The 15,365-nt window shown below is 60.4% G+C and carries 16 protein-coding genes; 12 read left to right on the forward strand and 4 right to left on the reverse strand.

Translation table 11 applies throughout. From position 1 onward, the window contains the following. The first annotated feature begins 223 nt into the window (after nucleotides 1-223). Entirely contained in the window at nucleotides 224-1,111 is an 888-nt protein-coding gene (gene rhtA, locus ACF8R3_RS17045) for a threonine/homoserine exporter RhtA (RefSeq protein ID WP_058639771.1), read from the forward strand. Between the two features lie 164 nt (nucleotides 1,112-1,275). Then, nucleotides 1,276-1,557 (forward strand): hypothetical protein, encoded by a 282-nt coding sequence (locus ACF8R3_RS17050; RefSeq protein WP_023534016.1) that lies wholly within the window; start codon nucleotides 1,276-1,278, stop codon nucleotides 1,555-1,557. Between the two features lie 32 nt (nucleotides 1,558-1,589). On the opposite strand, the gene ACF8R3_RS17055 is transcribed toward ACF8R3_RS17050, so the two are convergent. Next, entirely contained in the window at nucleotides 1,590-3,398 is a 1,809-nt protein-coding gene (locus ACF8R3_RS17055; RefSeq protein ID WP_058639773.1) for an aminopeptidase P family protein, read from the reverse strand. 194 nt (nucleotides 3,399-3,592) lie between these two features. On the opposite strand from ACF8R3_RS17055, the gene ACF8R3_RS17060 reads away from it, so the two are divergent. Continuing rightward, complete coding sequence (locus tag ACF8R3_RS17060; RefSeq protein ID WP_058639770.1) at nucleotides 3,593-4,711, forward strand: DUF3182 family protein; 1,119 nt, start codon at nucleotides 3,593-3,595, stop codon at nucleotides 4,709-4,711. After that, the gene (locus tag ACF8R3_RS17065; RefSeq protein WP_058639772.1) at nucleotides 4,695-5,465 is read left to right on the forward strand and encodes a S9 family peptidase; all 771 of its coding nucleotides are present in this window, start codon (nucleotides 4,695-4,697) and stop codon (nucleotides 5,463-5,465) included. The genes ACF8R3_RS17060 and ACF8R3_RS17065 overlap by 17 nt, the downstream gene beginning before the upstream one ends. A 3-nt stretch (nucleotides 5,466-5,468) precedes the next feature. On the opposite strand, the gene ACF8R3_RS17070 is transcribed toward ACF8R3_RS17065, so the two are convergent. Continuing rightward, nucleotides 5,469-5,825 (reverse strand): hypothetical protein, encoded by a 357-nt coding sequence (locus ACF8R3_RS17070; protein ID WP_058639769.1) that lies wholly within the window; start codon nucleotides 5,823-5,825, stop codon nucleotides 5,469-5,471. A 52-nt stretch (nucleotides 5,826-5,877) separates the two neighbouring features. Continuing rightward, on the reverse strand, nucleotides 5,878-6,912 hold the full coding sequence (locus ACF8R3_RS17075) for a GlxA family transcriptional regulator (protein WP_078478805.1): 1,035 nt from the start codon (nucleotides 6,910-6,912) through the stop codon (nucleotides 5,878-5,880). 82 nt (nucleotides 6,913-6,994) lie between these two features. Here ACF8R3_RS17075 and ACF8R3_RS17080 point away from each other — a divergent pair, with 82 nt between their 5' ends. After that, nucleotides 6,995-7,558: a cysteine hydrolase family protein gene (locus tag ACF8R3_RS17080; protein ID WP_058639767.1), complete on the forward strand. Its 564-nt coding sequence runs from the start codon at nucleotides 6,995-6,997 to the stop codon at nucleotides 7,556-7,558. Between the two features lie 8 nt (nucleotides 7,559-7,566). Here the strand turns inward: ACF8R3_RS17080 and ACF8R3_RS17085 are convergent, their stop codons facing one another. Then, entirely contained in the window at nucleotides 7,567-8,130 is a 564-nt protein-coding gene (locus ACF8R3_RS17085; protein ID WP_058605983.1) for a helix-turn-helix domain-containing protein, read from the reverse strand. Between the two features lie 83 nt (nucleotides 8,131-8,213). Here ACF8R3_RS17085 and ACF8R3_RS17090 point away from each other — a divergent pair, with 83 nt between their 5' ends. The 7 genes from ACF8R3_RS17090 to ACF8R3_RS17120 all read left to right on the forward strand — a co-directional run bounded on the left by ACF8R3_RS17090 (nucleotide 8,214) and on the right by ACF8R3_RS17120 (nucleotide 15,362). Next, nucleotides 8,214-9,161 carry a DMT family transporter gene (locus ACF8R3_RS17090; RefSeq protein WP_392515925.1) on the forward strand — a complete coding sequence of 316 codons (948 nt, stop codon included), beginning with the start codon at nucleotides 8,214-8,216 and terminating at the stop codon, nucleotides 9,159-9,161. A 143-nt stretch (nucleotides 9,162-9,304) separates the two neighbouring features. After that, a complete protein-coding gene (locus ACF8R3_RS17095; RefSeq protein ID WP_058639764.1) occupies nucleotides 9,305-12,220 on the forward strand; it encodes a monovalent cation/H+ antiporter subunit A in 2,916 nt (971 codons plus the stop codon). Further along, entirely contained in the window at nucleotides 12,220-12,564 is a 345-nt protein-coding gene (locus ACF8R3_RS17100; RefSeq protein WP_023534014.1) for a Na+/H+ antiporter subunit C, read from the forward strand. Before ACF8R3_RS17095 ends, ACF8R3_RS17100 begins: the two co-directional genes overlap by 1 nt. Continuing rightward, nucleotides 12,561-14,240, forward strand: coding sequence for a monovalent cation/H+ antiporter subunit D (locus ACF8R3_RS17105; RefSeq protein ID WP_196186739.1), 1,680 nt, complete (start codon nucleotides 12,561-12,563; stop codon nucleotides 14,238-14,240). Before ACF8R3_RS17100 ends, ACF8R3_RS17105 begins: the two co-directional genes overlap by 4 nt. Further along, on the forward strand, nucleotides 14,237-14,725 hold the full coding sequence (locus ACF8R3_RS17110; RefSeq protein WP_058605987.1) for a Na+/H+ antiporter subunit E: 489 nt from the start codon (nucleotides 14,237-14,239) through the stop codon (nucleotides 14,723-14,725). Before ACF8R3_RS17105 ends, ACF8R3_RS17110 begins: the two co-directional genes overlap by 4 nt. After that, nucleotides 14,722-15,000 (forward strand): K+/H+ antiporter subunit F, encoded by a 279-nt coding sequence (locus ACF8R3_RS17115; protein ID WP_058605988.1) that lies wholly within the window; start codon nucleotides 14,722-14,724, stop codon nucleotides 14,998-15,000. The genes ACF8R3_RS17110 and ACF8R3_RS17115 overlap by 4 nt, the downstream gene beginning before the upstream one ends. Further along, nucleotides 14,997-15,362 carry a Na+/H+ antiporter subunit G gene (locus tag ACF8R3_RS17120; RefSeq protein WP_058639762.1) on the forward strand — a complete coding sequence of 122 codons (366 nt, stop codon included), beginning with the start codon at nucleotides 14,997-14,999 and terminating at the stop codon, nucleotides 15,360-15,362. The genes ACF8R3_RS17115 and ACF8R3_RS17120 overlap by 4 nt, the downstream gene beginning before the upstream one ends. The last annotated feature ends 3 nt before the right edge of the window (nucleotides 15,363-15,365 follow it).

Consider the following 15,365-nt stretch of genomic DNA (forward strand, 5'->3'; position numbering starts at 1 on the left):
TATTTCGAGAAACTCGTTCGACTTCAAAGGCTTGCAGTACTCCAAAGCGTCTACTTGATGCCCGACTGCGCTGGAGTGGGGCGAATTATAGACACTAATTTCGTAGCGTCAAGCATTAATCTTATCCGAACGTCATTTAAGTGGAACGCTTAACACTGTATTGCTGTCTGCCACACCGTTGCGCACTATAGTGCGCAACGCCACTTCTAGGTAATCCGTCCCCATGTCCAAACCGCCTCGCAACCTGGCTAGCGTGCTGTTCCCAATCGGCCTGCTGCTTATCGCCATGGCATCGATTCAGACCGGTGCTTCGATCGCCAAAAGCATGTTCCCACTCATTGGCGCACAAGGCACAACCTCACTGCGACTGATTTTCGCCAGTTTGATAATGGTTGCGCTGCTACGGCCATGGCGAGCACGCTTCACTACTCGCACCCTGCGTAACGTCCTTATCTATGGCTTGGCGCTCGGCGGAATGAATTTCCTCTTCTATATGTCCCTGCAGACGGTGCCCATTGGCATTGCGGTGGCACTCGAATTCACCGGCCCACTGGCAGTTGCCATATTCGCCTCACGTCGCGCCATCGACTTCATCTGGATCGCGCTGGCCATTTTCGGCCTGCTGATGTTGCTGCCCGCAGGCCATGACGGACAGGCGCTGGATCCACTGGGCGCCTGCTACGCAATCGGCGCGGGGGCGTGCTGGGCACTTTATATAGTCTTCGGCCAACGCGCCGGTGCCGAACATGGCGTGCAGAGCGCAGCGCTGGGAGTGGTGGTCGCTGCACTGTTCATCGCACCGATCGGCATCGTGCATGCCGGTAGCCTGCTGCTGACGCCCGCGGTCATCCCCATGGCGATCGCTGTAGCGGTATTGTCTACCGCCCTCCCCTATAGCCTGGAAATGGTTGCGCTCACGCGCATGCCCGCTCGTACCTTCGGCACCCTCATGAGCATCGAGCCTGCCTTCGGTGCCTTGTCCGGGCTGTTGTTCCTGGGCGAGGTCCTGTCATTTACCCAATGGCTGGCCGTAGGCGCCATTATCGCTGCTTCCGTGGGCACGACGTTGTCCATGCGCCATAGCCCAGAACCGACGATGGTCGCGGATTGACACGGGAAAACTTTTCGTTGAAAGCTGCATGGGTGTTGTGGCGTCACCGCTCGCTGATTAAGCTGTCCCAGCGCAGTCGAACAGGGACGCTGTACTCTTCAGGATGAACCCGAGCGAAAATGACGGACCCAGGTAGCTGATCCGTCCTGCATTTAAGGACAGGAATGAAACGTATTTTGCTCATCCTGGCCATCTTGGCTATTGCTGGATGTGCCGCCACGGCGAAAACCGAGGTCAAACGGGGCAAGAAAGGCCTGCATATCAACTGCTCCGGCCTGTCTTCTTCGTGGGACAACTGCTACAGCAAGGCCGCTAGCGCCTGCACCACTCGCGGATACCGCGTCGTCGCCCGTTCGGGCGACAGCGACGAAGAGGACGGCGATTATCTATTTGGCATCAACCCTGCCGGCTACACCAGCCGCAGCATGATCGTCATTTGCAAGTGACCGGGGCAGCCTGATGGCTGCCCCCATATGCCTTAGATCGCCTCAGTACGTGATAACAACCACGCCAGCGCCTTTCCTTCCAGCAGTGGGGCCAATCGCTCGCGCACCATGGCATGGTAACTATTGAGCCAGCAAACCTCCTGCTCAGTCAGCCGCTGCGGCAGCAAGCAACGCGTATCGATGGGGCACAGCGTCAGGGTCTCGAAATCGAGAAATTCACCGAATGCACTGCGGCCGGCGCTTCGCGCGGCGACCAGGTTTTCAATCCGCACCCCCCATTGCCCAGGTCGGTAGGTGCCAGGCTCGATTGAACTGATCATGCCTTCTTGCATGGCGGTCTGCGGCGCGGCCGCTGCCTGATAGGCAATCACCTGAGGCCCTTCATGAACATTCAGGAAATAGCCCACTCCATGGCCGGTGCCGTGGCCGTAATCGACCTGGTCGGCCCAGAGGGGCGCACGGGCTATGGCGTCAAGCATGGGCGACAGCACGCCCCGCGGGAAGGTCGCCCGCGACAGCGCTATCATGCCTTTTAGCACACGGGTGCAATCGAGCTTCTGCAGGTCGCTCGGTTGCCCGATGGGGACCATACGCGTGATATCCGTGGTCCCACCCAGGTATTGGCCGCCAGAGTCAATGAGTAGCAGGCCGTCGCCCTTGATCACTGCGTGTGACTGATCAGTGGCCCGATAGTGGGGCATCGCACCATTGGCATTGAACGCAGCAATGGTCGAGAAGCTCAACGAGACGAAGCCCGGTCGCCTGACGCGCGCCGCGGTGAGTTGCTCATCGACGGTCAGTTCGGTCACCACCTGGGTCGCGAGCGCTTCTTCAAACCAGGCGAAAAATTCGCACAAGGCCGCGCCGTCCTGCTCCATCGCCCTACGAACATGCTCAAGTTCGCCCTCAGCCTTGCACGCCTTGCTCAGGGTACTGGGATTCGAGCCTTCCACGAGCACTACCCCTTCGCCTAGCGGCTCGAGCAACCCGCACGTCACCCGCGCTGGATCCACCAACAAGCGACTACCAGGTGGCAACTGACCAAGGGCGCCGGTAGCCTCGGTGTAGTCTCGCACTTCGATGCCATCCTCGCGCAGCGCCTGACATAGAGGCTCATCGACTTTTCCCGAGGCAATGAAAAGCTGCACGCGCCGCGCATCGATCAGGGCAAACGCCAGGAACACCGGATTGTAAGACACATCGCTACCGCGCAAGTTGAACAACCAGGCAATGTCATCAAGGGTGGCGATGAAATGACTGTCCGCACCTTTGGCCTGCATCGCCTGCCGCACCTGCGCCAGCTTCTGCGCACGGCCCACTGCTGCGTAGGGCGCAAGATGTGAATACACCGGGTTGGACGGTAGCGTCGGCCGGTCGCTCCAAACGCGACCCAGCACATCCTGGTCAGTCACCAACCTTGCGCCTCGCTGGCCAAGGCGCTCTCGCAACTGGCGAGCCGAAGCCAAAGCCATCGCACGACCATCTACGCTGGCGCACCCCTGCGGTTGCACATGTTCAGCCAACCAGTCCAGCGCGCTCGGCTGCCCGGGTGACAATTTCATCAATTCGATGCCGCTACCTGCCAGCTCTCGCTCAGCCTGCTCCCAGTAGCGGCTATCGACCCACAGCCCGGCAAACTGCTGGCTTATGACCAGGGTGCCGACCGAGCCAGTGAAGCCCGACAGCCACTGGCGGCCTTGCCAGTAGCCTGGCAGATATTCGGAAAGATGAGGGTCTGCCGATGGAACCAGCAAGGCGTCAAGCCCTTCTGCGGCCATGGCCTTACGCGTCGCGGCAAGACGCTGGGCCGTGGTCTGTTGGAGAGTGGTGTGCACGATCATGCCCTTATCAGTGGCGACATCCGGTATGCCTGAGCGCTTGATGATGGAATAGCTGCCCGCGGCCTGCAATCAGCAATCTCCGTGCTGCACGCTTCTGAGAAAGGGCCTACGCCGGACCATACCATTGATCCTGCCATGCTGAACTTCACCAACGTCCCGGATTCAGAGGCAGTACAGCTCGCCTTGCAAGAGGGATCGTCATGCCCAGTGCCTGTCATCGCAAACAGGGCGTCGTGGTACTCGACACTCGGCCTCACACGCCCGACCACGAGCACGCCGTGCACCGTAAGCTATCGGAAGGCTTCGCACAGTTGCTGGACTGCCCTGTGATAGACCTGCACGGACCGACACGGGCGGACGCTTCGTACTACTACATGCTCACCCAGCCTTTGGTCGACACCGCAGATCTGACAGCACTGGGTATAAAAAGCGAAGCCGATTTTTTCGGCGGTGCCGTCGCTCATCCGTTCATGTCCACCAAGGCCATTTCACACCCTCTGCCGCCAGGTGCTCCACCGAAGCCTGATTGGCCTGAGGCATTTGCCCGGCAGGCCTGGGACGCGCTGCTCAAGGGCTACACCGTATTCGACAAGGCCACCGCCCGGCACGCCGCACAACTGTTGTTGATCACAGGGCCTGTACGACTGAAACCCGTACGCGCATGCGCGGGTCGAGGGCAGGCCGTGTTCTCCACGCTCGAAGAACTTGAACCCCTACTCTGTGCGGTGGATGACGCAGAACTCTTGATTTGGGGCCTGGTGATGGAACAGAACCTGAGCAACGTCGAGACGTTCAGCGTCGGCCAGGTACGGGTTGCAGGCTTGGTCTGCAGCTATTACGGCACACAGCAACTTACCCAGGATCACCAAGGTATCGAGGTGTACGGCGGCTCTGACCTGACCTTCGTACGAGGAGGCTTTGCGTCTCTGCTGGCCGGCCCCTTGGAAAAGAGCGTTCGCCTGGCGATCGAGCAGGCAATGACTTATGACCAAGCGGCCGATCGACATTTACCAGGCTTCATCGCCTCACGCCGCAATTACGACATCGCCCGCGGCACCGACACCAAAGGCGGCATTTGCAGTGGCGTGCTGGAACAATCCTGGCGGATGGGCGGTGCCAGCAGCGCCGAATTGCTCGCCCTTCAGGCATTCGCTGCCAACGCCAGGGTCGATCGAGTGCGGGCTAGCACCCACGAAGTCTTCGGCACGCCCGCGCTACCGGCGGATGCCACACTTTTCTACCAAGGAAACGACAGTGAACTCGGACAACTCACCAAATACGCGCGGCTGCGACACGTTGGCCATTCAGAGTGAGACGATAGAGCTGCCGGTGAACGGGGATACCATCTGTGCGACGCTGGTCAGCCCGGGCAGCAAAATCCCCGGCATCCTGTTCGTCCACGGCTGGGGCGGCAGCCAGCAGCGTGACCTTGCCAGAGCGCGACACATCACAGGACTTGGCTGCGTCTGCATGACCTTCGATCTGCGCGGCCACGAGAAAACCCAAAGTCAGCGACTGACGGTAACGCGAGAGCAGAATCTGCAGGATCTGCTAACAGCCTACGATCAGCTCATTAGCCACCCCACTGTGGACCCCAACGCCATCGCCGTGATCGGCAGCAGCTACGGCGGCTACCTGGCTACCTTGTTGACCTCGATGCGCCCGGTCCGCTGGCTGGCCCTGCGGGTACCGGCCATGTACTGGGACGAAGAGTGGAATACGCCCAAGCAGTCCCTGGACCGACAACGGCTCAATGACTATCGCCGTCGCCCCTTGGCGCCGTCTGACAACCGTGCTCTGGCCGCCTGCGCCGAGTTTACCGGCGATGTTCTGCTGGTCGAATCCGAGCATGATGACTACGTACCCCACAGCACGCTGATGAATTACCGATCAGCCTTCGGCAGTGCCCACTCGCTCACCCACCGGATTGTCGACGGCGCCGACCACGGCCTGTCCACCGAAGAGAGCCAGAAGGCCTACAGTGCGCTGCTGGCGGCATGGATCAGCGAAATGGTCATTGGTGCTCGCCTGGACCGCTATCCCCACTACGCACCCTGGTACGCGTGAAGCTCACTCCACCTGACAGTACAACGCTCCGTCTGGATGGCGAGCCAGACACCGCAGGGCCGTGAAAGCAGCAAAGTTCACGGCGCTGGCGTGATACTGCTGGAGGAGACCCAGAAACGAACCGTCCAGCACTTGCTCGATAGCCGCCTCACAGGCCTCCCGGTTGGTCCACTGCAGCGACTGAAGCAGACAATTGCCATCTTCGCTCACCTGAACGCTGACCGCCCGGAGGTCTTCAAAGCGCGCTGCCAGTGACTCACTGCGCTGCATCAATGCCTGGGCCAATGCTTGCTGAAAGACGACGGCGACCCGATATTCGATCATCTGGTTGTACCAAATGGCTGAGACACTTCCTGACATCGGCAACCTCCTGACAGGGGATACACATCGCAATGCCCGGAAGGTTAAAACCTCAACCAATCTCGAGGTCAAGAGGGTCGCTACGCCATGCACCCCGATCCTCAGGCATTGAAGTCACGCCCTGCCGTCGAAATGCACTGGGGGTGATGCCTGTGGCGCGCTGAAATACCTTGCGAAACGCACCGGGGTCGCGATAACCGACATCCCAAGCGATCTGGTCGACTGTCCTGCGTGTGAACTCAAGCAAACGTGCTGCCCGGCATACTCTGATCTGCTGACAGTACTCGGTGGGGCGCAAGCCTGTAGCCAAGCGAAATCGCCTCAAAAACGTGCGCGGCTCCAGGCTGGCGCACGCTGCCATCGCTGCGAGGCCCGCCGTCCGCGCGCCCGTAGCCTGCAACCAGTGCTGTACCTTCAGGACCGCTTCATCGCCATGATCAAGCAACGGGTTGAGGCAAGTGCCGGGCAAAGCGGCAGGTATCGGATCTACCGCCAGAAAGTTCGCAGTTTCAGCGGCAACGGTATTGCCCATAAATCGCTGCACCAAACTCAGGCCCAGACTGGTCCAGGCCATCAGGCCAGCGGAGCTGACGATATCGCCGTCGTCGAGCAACACCTGTTGAGCCTCAGCCCTGAGGTGCGGGTAACGCGCCTTCAGTAGCTGCACATGATTGCGATGGGCGCATGCGGTGCGTCCATCCAGCAGACCGCAGTCGGCTATGAAGAAAACCCCGATGCACACCGAGGCCAGAACGGTGCCTTCCTGGTGCAATCGGCACAAAGCCGAGCGATGGCGAGCCAGGCAGGCATCGTGGGGAACGGCGTGCAAACTTGGCGGGATGATCAGAACACGCAGTCTCGCATCACTGTCATCCCCTGAAGGAGCCTCAGGCAGCAGTTCTTCCTCTGCACCCACACCCCATACGCTGATACGCACACGAGGCGCTTGGGCCGCACCCAACCCGTCAGCCATACGGTTAGCCACGTCGAACAGGTCGTGCAGGCCGTGGATCGCTGCCTCCTGCGCATCGGGATAGCGAAGCAGGCCAATCTCGATAAAACGAGCCATGTCAGTTTTGCCCCGCATAGTGTCTTTCGCGCCGATTCACCCCTATCACGCGACAGCCTATAACTAAGCAACAGTCAAAACCACTACCCCCGGAGGCAACATGAACACTCACGCACTGATCATCATCGACATCCAGAATGACTATTTCGCAGGCGGCAAATGGCCTCTGGAAGGTGTCGAGCGCGCCGCTGAAAATGCGGCCCGCCTGCTCCAGGCTGCCCGCGACGCGAACGACCTCATCGTGCATGTACGCCACGAGTTCGACAGCGCCGACGCCCCCTTTTTTGCTCCAGGCTCTTCGGGCGCAGCCATTCACCCAAGTGTTCAGCCGATGCCTGGAGAGACTGTGATTCTCAAACACAAGGTCAACGCTTTTCTCTCGACCGATCTTGCGCCGACGCTCGAGCGCCAGGGCATCAGGTCGCTGACTGTCGTGGGCAGCATGAGCCACATGTGCATCGATGCAGCGGTGCGCGCAGCAGCTGACCTCGGGTACGAAGTCACGGTCGCCCATGATGCCTGCGCCACGCTGGCCCTGGAGTTCAACGGCAAAAGGGTACCTGCTGCACAGGTGCATGAGGCATCGATGGCTGCACTGGCGTTCGCCTATGCCTCGGTGCGCAGCACCGATGCATTGCTCCAAGAGGCTGCTGGCCACGCCTGATCGCCACTTTAGATCACTACATTGCGTACAAACTTCACTGCGACCGCGCCATCGTTGCGATAGGCGTAACGGCAATTGCTGGCGAATACGTGAAAGCGTCCCTGCTCGAGTCGGTGCTCGACGCCCTCGATAATCAGCGTTAGTACACCTTCGACCACGTAGATCTGCTCGCTCCAGCCTTCGGCATCTGCCTCGCTGCGATAGTGTTCGCCGACCGCCAGCGTCCATTCCCACAGCTCAACTTCGCGACGGGCCATGCTGCTTGCCAGCAGGATGGCCCGGCTTTGCGGATGCTCACCCGCCCAGGCCAGCTCTTCGATACGACCAGGGTTACGCTGGTCAGGCGCCTGGATCAATGTGCTGAACGCCACCCCGAGTGCCTCGGCGATGAGGTCGAGCGTGGTGAGGCTGACATTTTTCTCGCCAGCCTCAATCGCCACCAGCATGCGACGGCTGACACCTGAACGCTCGGCCAAGGTTGCCTGGCTGATGCCAGCAGCGTTGCGCAGACTGCGAACATTCAAGCTCACGTGTTGCAGCACCGAAGCACGATGCGAGGCGTCGTTGTGCACTATATTGCTCACCCCTAGTTGTTGCGCAGTATACTGCCCACTTTGCGCCGATTGTGCGCCCTGTCCTACGAGCCTGCAACCGCATGAATAAGTCACGCCCGCAACGTCCCACCTTTTCGTTCCGTTTTAGCAAAGCCGAGTGGGTACTGGTGTTCATCACCATGTTATGGGGCGGTACATTCCTGCTGGTGCACAACGTGATGGCCGTCAGTGGCCCCATGTTTTTCGTGGGCTTGCGCTTCGCCGCGGCTGCCCTGTTCGTCGGCATGGTCTCGGCCCGCGCCTTGCCAGGGTTAACCCTTGTCGAATTCAAGGCAGGCCTGTCGATTGGCGTATTGATCATGTTGGGCTACGGCCTGCAGACCATGGGCCTGCAGACGATCAGCAGCAGCCAGTCGGCGTTCATCACGGCGCTCTACGTGCCCTTCGTACCCTTACTGCAGTGGCTGGTGCTGGGTCGGCGCCCGGGCCTGATGCCCAGCCTTGGGATCGGCCTGGCATTCGTTGGGTTGGTCCTGCTCGCCGGGCCGCAGGCCGGTAGCCTGCACATGAGCGAAGGCGAGGTAGTGACATTGGTGAGCGCCGTCGCCATCGCCGGCGAAATCATTCTGATCAGCCGCTTTGCCGGGCGCGTCGACGTTCGCCGCGTTACTGTGGTGCAACTGGCAACGGCCTCGGCACTGGCATTCATGATGATGCTGCCTACCCAGGAATCGGTACCCGATTTCTCTTGGCTTTTGCTGAGCAGTGCGATTGGCTTGGGTCTGATGAGCGCGATCATCCAGGTGGCGATGAACTGGGCACAAAAATCGGTATCACCCACCCGGGCCACGTTGATCTATGCCGGTGAGCCAGTGTGGGCCGGCCTCGTCGGACGGCTAGCGGGAGAGCGCCTGCCAGGGTTGGCATTGTTGGGCGGCCTGCTGATCGTCATCGCCGTGGCCATCAGCGAGTTGCGCGTGCGCCGCAGGCCAGAATCTGCTGGTACTGAACTTGCACAGAATGAACGTCAACTCAAGACCGGTCTCTAAAGCTCCGACTATCCTCTGTAAAAAACTGTTATAAAAAAACAGCCTGTCACAGCCCTTTTGTAGGATTCTGCGACAGGTTGTGTGTTGGTCGATGACCCGTTCGGCACGTATGATCCTTGGAAAACCTCTCAGAATAGAACTCTATGTCTTTGATAGTGCTATTGCTTCTGCCGTTCGTGGGCAGTTTGCTGGCAGCCGCGCTGCCGCACAACGCACGTAACGCCGAGTCCATACTCGCCGGGCTCGTGGCCTTGGTCGGCACCGTCCAGGTAGCACTTCTCTATCCACAGGTGGCCCACGGTGGGGTCATTCGTGAAGAATTCCTGTGGCTACCTAGCCTTGGGCTCAACTTCGTACTGCGCATGGACGGCTTTGCCTGGCTGTTCTCACTGCTGGTGCTGGGCATCGGTACGTTGGTGTCTCTGTACGCGCGCTACTACATGTCGCCACAAGACCCAGTGCCGCGATTCTTTGCCTTCTTCCTTGCATTCATGGGCGCCATGCTCGGGCTGGTGTTGTCGGGCAACGTTCTGCAACTGGTGTTTTTCTGGGAGCTCACCAGCCTCTTCTCCTTCCTCTTGATTGGCTACTGGCATCACCGGGCCGACGCGCGCCGTGGCGCCTACATGGCGCTGATGGTCACTGGTGCCGGTGGCTTGTGCCTGCTGGTAGGGGCGCTGCTGCTCGGCCATGTGGTGGGCAGCTACGACCTGGACAAGGTCCTGGCTGCAGGTGACACCATACGCCAGCACGCACTTTACCCAGTGCTGTTGCCGCTTATCCTGATCGGCGCCCTGAGCAAGAGCGCGCAATTTCCCTTCCACTTCTGGCTGCCCCATGCCATGGCGGCGCCCACGCCGGTGTCGGCGTACCTGCACTCGGCAACCATGGTCAAGGCCGGCGTATTTTTGCTGGCGCGCCTATGGCCAGTGCTGTCGGGCACCGACGAATGGTTCTGGATAGTCGGTGGTGCTGGCGCGCTGACGCTACTGCTCGGTGCCTTCGCAGCGATGTTCCAGAATGACCTCAAGGGCCTTCTGGCCTATTCGACTATCAGCCACCTGGGCCTCATCACGCTGTTGTTGGGGCTGAACAGCTCGTTGGCCGCCGTGGCGGCGGTCTTTCACATTCTCAATCACGCGACCTTCAAGGCATCGCTGTTCATGGCCGCCGGCATTATCGACCACGAAAGTGGTACGCGTGACATCCGGCGCCTGAGCGGCTTGGTCCGACTGGTTCCCTACACGGCCACCCTAGCCATGGTCGCCAGCGCCTCCATGGCGGGGGTGCCGCTAATGAACGGCTTCCTGTCCAAGGAAATGTTCTTCGCCGAAACCGTGTTCATCACCTCCAGCGCCTGGGTCGAGGCCATGCTTCCGGTGATCGCCACCCTGGCCGGCACATTCAGCGTGGCCTATGCGCTGCGCTTCACGGTCGATGTGTTTTTCGGCCCCACTGCCCAGGACCTGCCGCATACACCCCACGAACCCCCGCGCTGGATGCGCGCGCCGGTCGAGCTGCTGGTGCTGACATGCCTGGTGGTCGGCATTTTCCCCGCCCAGTCCGTAGGCCCCTTGCTAGCCGCTGCGGCACTGCCGGTGGTAGGGGGTACGCTACCCGAGTACAGCCTGGCCATCTGGCACGGCTGGAATGCGCCCTTGATCATGAGCCTGGTGGCCATGAGTGGTGGCGTGGTCCTGTACCTGCTGTTGCGCAAGCAACTGCGACGTGGCCGCTTCCCCTGCCCTCCCGTGATGGGCCGATTCGATGGCAAGCGTCTCTTTGAGTATGGCCAGGTGCAGTTGATGCTGATGGCGCGACGTATCGAGCACCTGCTTACCAGCCGGCGCCTGCAGGCGCAGTTGTTCATGCTGGTGGTGGCCGCCTTCCTCGCGGGCCTGACACCCATGCTCCACAGTGGCCTGACTTGGGGCGAGCGGCCGAAGATCCCAGGTTCAGGGGTGTTCGTCGCACTCTGGATGATCGCCATTGCCTGCGCGATCGGCGCGGCCTACCAAGCCAAGTACCACCGCCTGGCGGCCCTGACCATGGTCAGTGTGTGCGGCTTGATGACCTGTATCACGTTTGTGTGGTTTTCCGCACCTGATCTTGCCCTGACCCAGTTGGTCGTCGAAGTGGTGACCACTGTCCTGATCCTTCTTGGCCTGCGTTGGCTTCCACGTCGTATCGAGGGTGTATCCCCTCTGCCTGGCAGGTTCGACCGCGCCCGCGTGCGTCGCCTGCGCGACCTGCTACTGGCGGTGCTGGTGGGTGCCGGCATGGCCGTGCTGTCCTACGCCATGCTGACCCGCCCTACGCCTAATGACATCTCTTCGTTCTACCTGAGCCGTGCGCTGCCCCAAGGTGGTGGCACCAATGTGGTCAACGTGATGCTGGTGGATTTCCGCGGCTTCGATACCCTGGGCGAAATCACCGTGCTGGTCGCGGTGGGGCTGACCGTTTTCGCGCTTCTGCGTCGCTTCCGCCCACCCAAGGAAAGCATGCAATTGCCGACCCAGCAGCGCCAACTGGCACCTGATGTCGTCACCGACCTGATCAACCCGCGCCATGCTGCCGATACCGCTCTGGGCTTCATGATGGTGCCCGCCGTGCTGGTGCGCCTGTTGCTGCCCATCGCGCTGCTGGTATCGATGTACCTGTTCATGCGTGGTCATAATCAGCCGGGCGGCGGCTTCGTCGCCGGGTTGGTGACTTCGGTGGCGTTCATTCTCCAATACATGGTCGCAGGCACCCAGTGGGTCGAAGCGCAAATGCGCCTGCGCCCCTTGCGCTGGATGGGCACCGGTCTGCTCTGTGCAACCTTGACCGGTGGCGGCGCCATCGTGCTCGGTTACCCGTTCCTGACCACCCATACGGCGCACCTGCATCTTCCTCTGCTCGGAGACATCCATCTGGCAAGCGCATTGTTCTTCGACGTCGGTGTGTTCACCGTGGTCGTCGGATCGACCCTTTTGATACTCACGGCCCTGGCCCACCAGTCGGTACGTGCCTATCGCCCGGCCAGTCCAGGCAAGACCCGTAAAGCAGGAGCCGCCTGATGGAAGAAGTGATCGCAGTGGCCATTGGCGTGCTTGCTGCCTCCGGAGTCTGGTTGGTGCTGCGCCCTCGCACATACCAGGTGATCATGGGCTTGTGCCTGCTTTCCTATGGGGTCAACCTCTTCATTTTCAGCATGGGCAGCCTGTTCATCGGCAAGGAGCCCATCATCAAGGAAGGCGTTACCCAGGACCTGTTGCACTACACCGATCCGCTGCCACAGGCCTTGGTACTCACGGCAATCGTCATCAGCTTCGCCATGACCGCCCTGTTTCTCGTGGTACTGCTGGCATCGCGCGGCCTGACCGGTACCGACCACGTAGATGGCCGGGAGCGTGAGGAATGAGCGGCATGAGCCAACTGATCGTTGCCCCTATCCTGCTGCCGTTGATTACAGCGGCAGTCATGTTGCTGCTGGGCGAAAAGCGTCGATTGATCAAGGCACGGCTGAACCTGCTGTCGACCTTCGCCGGTCTTGGCATTGCCATCAGCCTGCTGCTTTGGGTCCGTACCCAGGGCCAGGCAGAATCGATCGGCGTCTACCTGCCGGGCAACTGGCCAGCCCCGTTTGGCATCGTGCTGGTGGTGGACCACCTGTCGGCGCTGATGCTGACCCTGACCGGCGTCATCGGGCTAAGCGCCCTGCTGTTCGCACGGGCACGCTGGGATGGCGCCGGTGCAAGTTTTCATGCGCTGTTCCAGATTCAGCTGATGGGCCTGTACGGCGCATTCCTGACGGCAGACCTGTTCAATCTGTTCGTGTTCTTCGAAGTACTGTTGGCAGCTTCATACGGCCTTCTGCTGCACGGATCCGGCCGCGCACGTGTGCGAGCCGGCCTGCACTACATCGCCGTCAACCTTTTCGCCTCCTCGTTGTTCCTGATTGGCGCGGCAATGCTGTATGGCGTGACGGGTACGCTGAATCTTGCGGACCTTGCCCTGAAGATTCCGCTGGTACCCGAGGCCGACCGCGGCCTGCTGCATGCAGGCGCAGCGATTCTGGCCATGGCGTTCCTGGTCAAAGCGGGCATCTGGCCCCTGAACTTCTGGCTGGTACCAGCCTATGCGTCTGCCAGCGCGCCCGTGGCTGCCCTCTTTGCAATCATGACCAAGGTGGGGCTGTATGCGGTGCTGCGAGTGTGGACGCTGCTCTTCTCCGGGCAAGCAGGGGCATCGGCACACTTCGGGGGAGATTGGCTGGTCTACGGAGGCTTGGCGACCCTGGCCATGGCAGCGGTGTCGATCTTGGCAGCGCAGCGCCTGGAACGCATGGCGGCGTTGAGTATCCTGGTATCGGCTGGCACCTTGCTGGGGGCGGTGGGCTTTGCGCAATTGGCATTGACTGGAGCCGCGCTGTTCTACCTCGTGAATTCTACCCTGGCCTTGTGCGCATTGTTCCTGTTGGCCGAACTCATCGAGCGCTCGCGATCTGCCAATGAGTTGCCATTGGACGAGGAAGAAGACGCCATGCCGGCCTTACTGGAATCACTTCACCCTCCAAAAGGGATCAACCTCGATGATGACCAGAAGGCCGTCATCGGTCAGGTCATTCCTTGGACCATGGCATTCCTGGGCTTGAGCTTCATCGCCTGCGCCTTGTTGATCATCGGCATGCCACCCCTTTCAGGCTTCGTCGCCAAGCTCAACCTCATCAGTGCCTTGTTCAACCCCAACGGCTTGGGCGTTCCGAGCCAATACACCCTCGGTGCCGCTGGCTGGGGCCTTGTGGCCCTGCTTGTACTGTCGGGAATGGCATCGCTGATCGCATTCGGACGCGTTGGCATCCAACGTTTCTGGAAACCCGAAGAGCGACCCTCTCCAGTGCTCAGGCGTTTTGAATGCCTTCCGATCGTGATCCTGCTGGGCCTGTGCATGCTGCTCAGCTTCAAGGCCGAGCCGCTGCTGCGCTACAGCCTGGACACAGCTGCCAGCCTTCAGGCGCCTGATGCCTACATCGATGCAGTCATGGCAGCGCAGCCAAAACCTGGTCCTACCTCGCTCGACGTTCAGGGGCAGCCATGAGCCGACTATTTCCCGCTCCTCTGCTATCGGCATGCCTGTTCGGCCTGTGGCTGTTGCTCAACCTGTCGCTGAGTCCGGGTAACCTCATCCTCGCCGCCGTACTAGGGATACTGGCTCCGCTGCTGATGGCACCCTTGCGGCCGCAACATGCCCATGTCCGACGCCCCCTGGTCATCGTCAAGCTGATAGGCCGGGTTGGCGTGGACGTCATCCTGTCCAATCTGCAGGTCGCTCGCGGCGTGCTGGGTGCTGGGGCGCGGCCGCCACGCTCAGTCTTCGTTCATATCCCCCTGGACCTGCGTGAACCCCATGGGCTTGCAGCGCTGTCCATGATCACGACGGTGATCCCTGGAACCATCTGGTCGGAACTGGCCCTGGACCGTAGCGTGCTACTGCTGCACGTATTCGATCTGGATGATGAAGCGGCGTTCGTCCAGCATTTCAAGGACGTCTATGAGCGTCCCTTGATGGAGATTTTTCAATGAGTGGACTGCTCGCCAACGCTGTTCTTGTCAGCTTGTTCATCTTTGCGCTGGCTATGTGCCTAACCCTGCTTCGGCTATTCCGAGGGCCTTCGGCGCAAGACAGGGTTTTGGCTCTAGATTACCTGTACATTCTGGCAATGCTGACCATGCTGGTGCTGGGCATCAGGTATGCCAGTGACACGTATTTCGAAGGGGCGTTGCTCATTGCGTTGTTTGGCTTCGTGGGCTCCTTTGCCTTGGCCAAGTTCCTGCTGCGTGGAGAGGTGATCGAATGACCGAGACACTCAATCTACCGTTCTGGCTCGAAATGATCACAGCCATACTGCTGGTAGCTGGCAGCCTTTTTGCGCTGATCGGTGCGATTGGCCTACTGCGCCTGAAAGACTATTTCCAACGCATGCATCCCCCGGCGCTGGCCTCGACCATAGGGGCCTGGTGCGTCGCGCTTGGCTCGATTATCTATTTTTCGTGGTTGAAGGAGTCGCTGGTGCTGCATGCATGGCTGATTCCCGTGCTGCTATCGATCACGGTGCCAGTGACTACCTTGTTACTGGCCCGCGCAGGGCTGTTTCGCAAGCGTCAGGCCAAAGAGCCGGTACCCGAGGAGGTCAGCAGCGGCCTGGATCGTGGTAACTGACCG

Source organism: Pseudomonas sp. FYR_7 (assembly GCF_043106155.1).
Classification (GTDB): Bacteria; Pseudomonadota; Gammaproteobacteria; order Pseudomonadales; family Pseudomonadaceae; genus Aquipseudomonas; species Aquipseudomonas parafulva_B.

Bases quoted from the DNA above. Each gene is read 5' to 3' on its own strand.
- rhtA (WP_058639771.1), top strand. From the start codon at position 224: ATGTCCAAACCGCCTCGCAACCTGGCTAGCGTGCTGTTCCCAATCGGC.
- ACF8R3_RS17050 (WP_023534016.1), top strand. From the start codon at position 1,276: ATGAAACGTATTTTGCTCATCCTGGCCATCTTGGCTATTGCTGGATGT.
- ACF8R3_RS17055 (WP_058639773.1), bottom strand. From the start codon at position 3,398: ATGATCGTGCACACCACTCTCCAACAGACCACGGCCCAGCGTCTTGCC.
- ACF8R3_RS17070 (WP_058639769.1), bottom strand. From the start codon at position 5,825: ATGTCAGGAAGTGTCTCAGCCATTTGGTACAACCAGATGATCGAATAT.
- ACF8R3_RS17075 (WP_078478805.1), bottom strand. From the start codon at position 6,912: ATGCGGGGCAAAACTGACATGGCTCGTTTTATCGAGATTGGCCTGCTT.
- ACF8R3_RS17080 (WP_058639767.1), top strand. From the start codon at position 6,995: ATGAACACTCACGCACTGATCATCATCGACATCCAGAATGACTATTTC.
- ACF8R3_RS17090 (WP_392515925.1), top strand. From the start codon at position 8,214: ATGAATAAGTCACGCCCGCAACGTCCCACCTTTTCGTTCCGTTTTAGC.
- ACF8R3_RS17095 (WP_058639764.1), top strand. From the start codon at position 9,305: ATGTCTTTGATAGTGCTATTGCTTCTGCCGTTCGTGGGCAGTTTGCTG.
- ACF8R3_RS17100 (WP_023534014.1), top strand. From the start codon at position 12,220: ATGGAAGAAGTGATCGCAGTGGCCATTGGCGTGCTTGCTGCCTCCGGA.
- ACF8R3_RS17105 (WP_196186739.1), top strand. From the start codon at position 12,561: ATGAGCGGCATGAGCCAACTGATCGTTGCCCCTATCCTGCTGCCGTTG.
- ACF8R3_RS17110 (WP_058605987.1), top strand. From the start codon at position 14,237: ATGAGCCGACTATTTCCCGCTCCTCTGCTATCGGCATGCCTGTTCGGC.
- ACF8R3_RS17115 (WP_058605988.1), top strand. From the start codon at position 14,722: ATGAGTGGACTGCTCGCCAACGCTGTTCTTGTCAGCTTGTTCATCTTT.
- ACF8R3_RS17120 (WP_058639762.1), top strand. From the start codon at position 14,997: ATGACCGAGACACTCAATCTACCGTTCTGGCTCGAAATGATCACAGCC.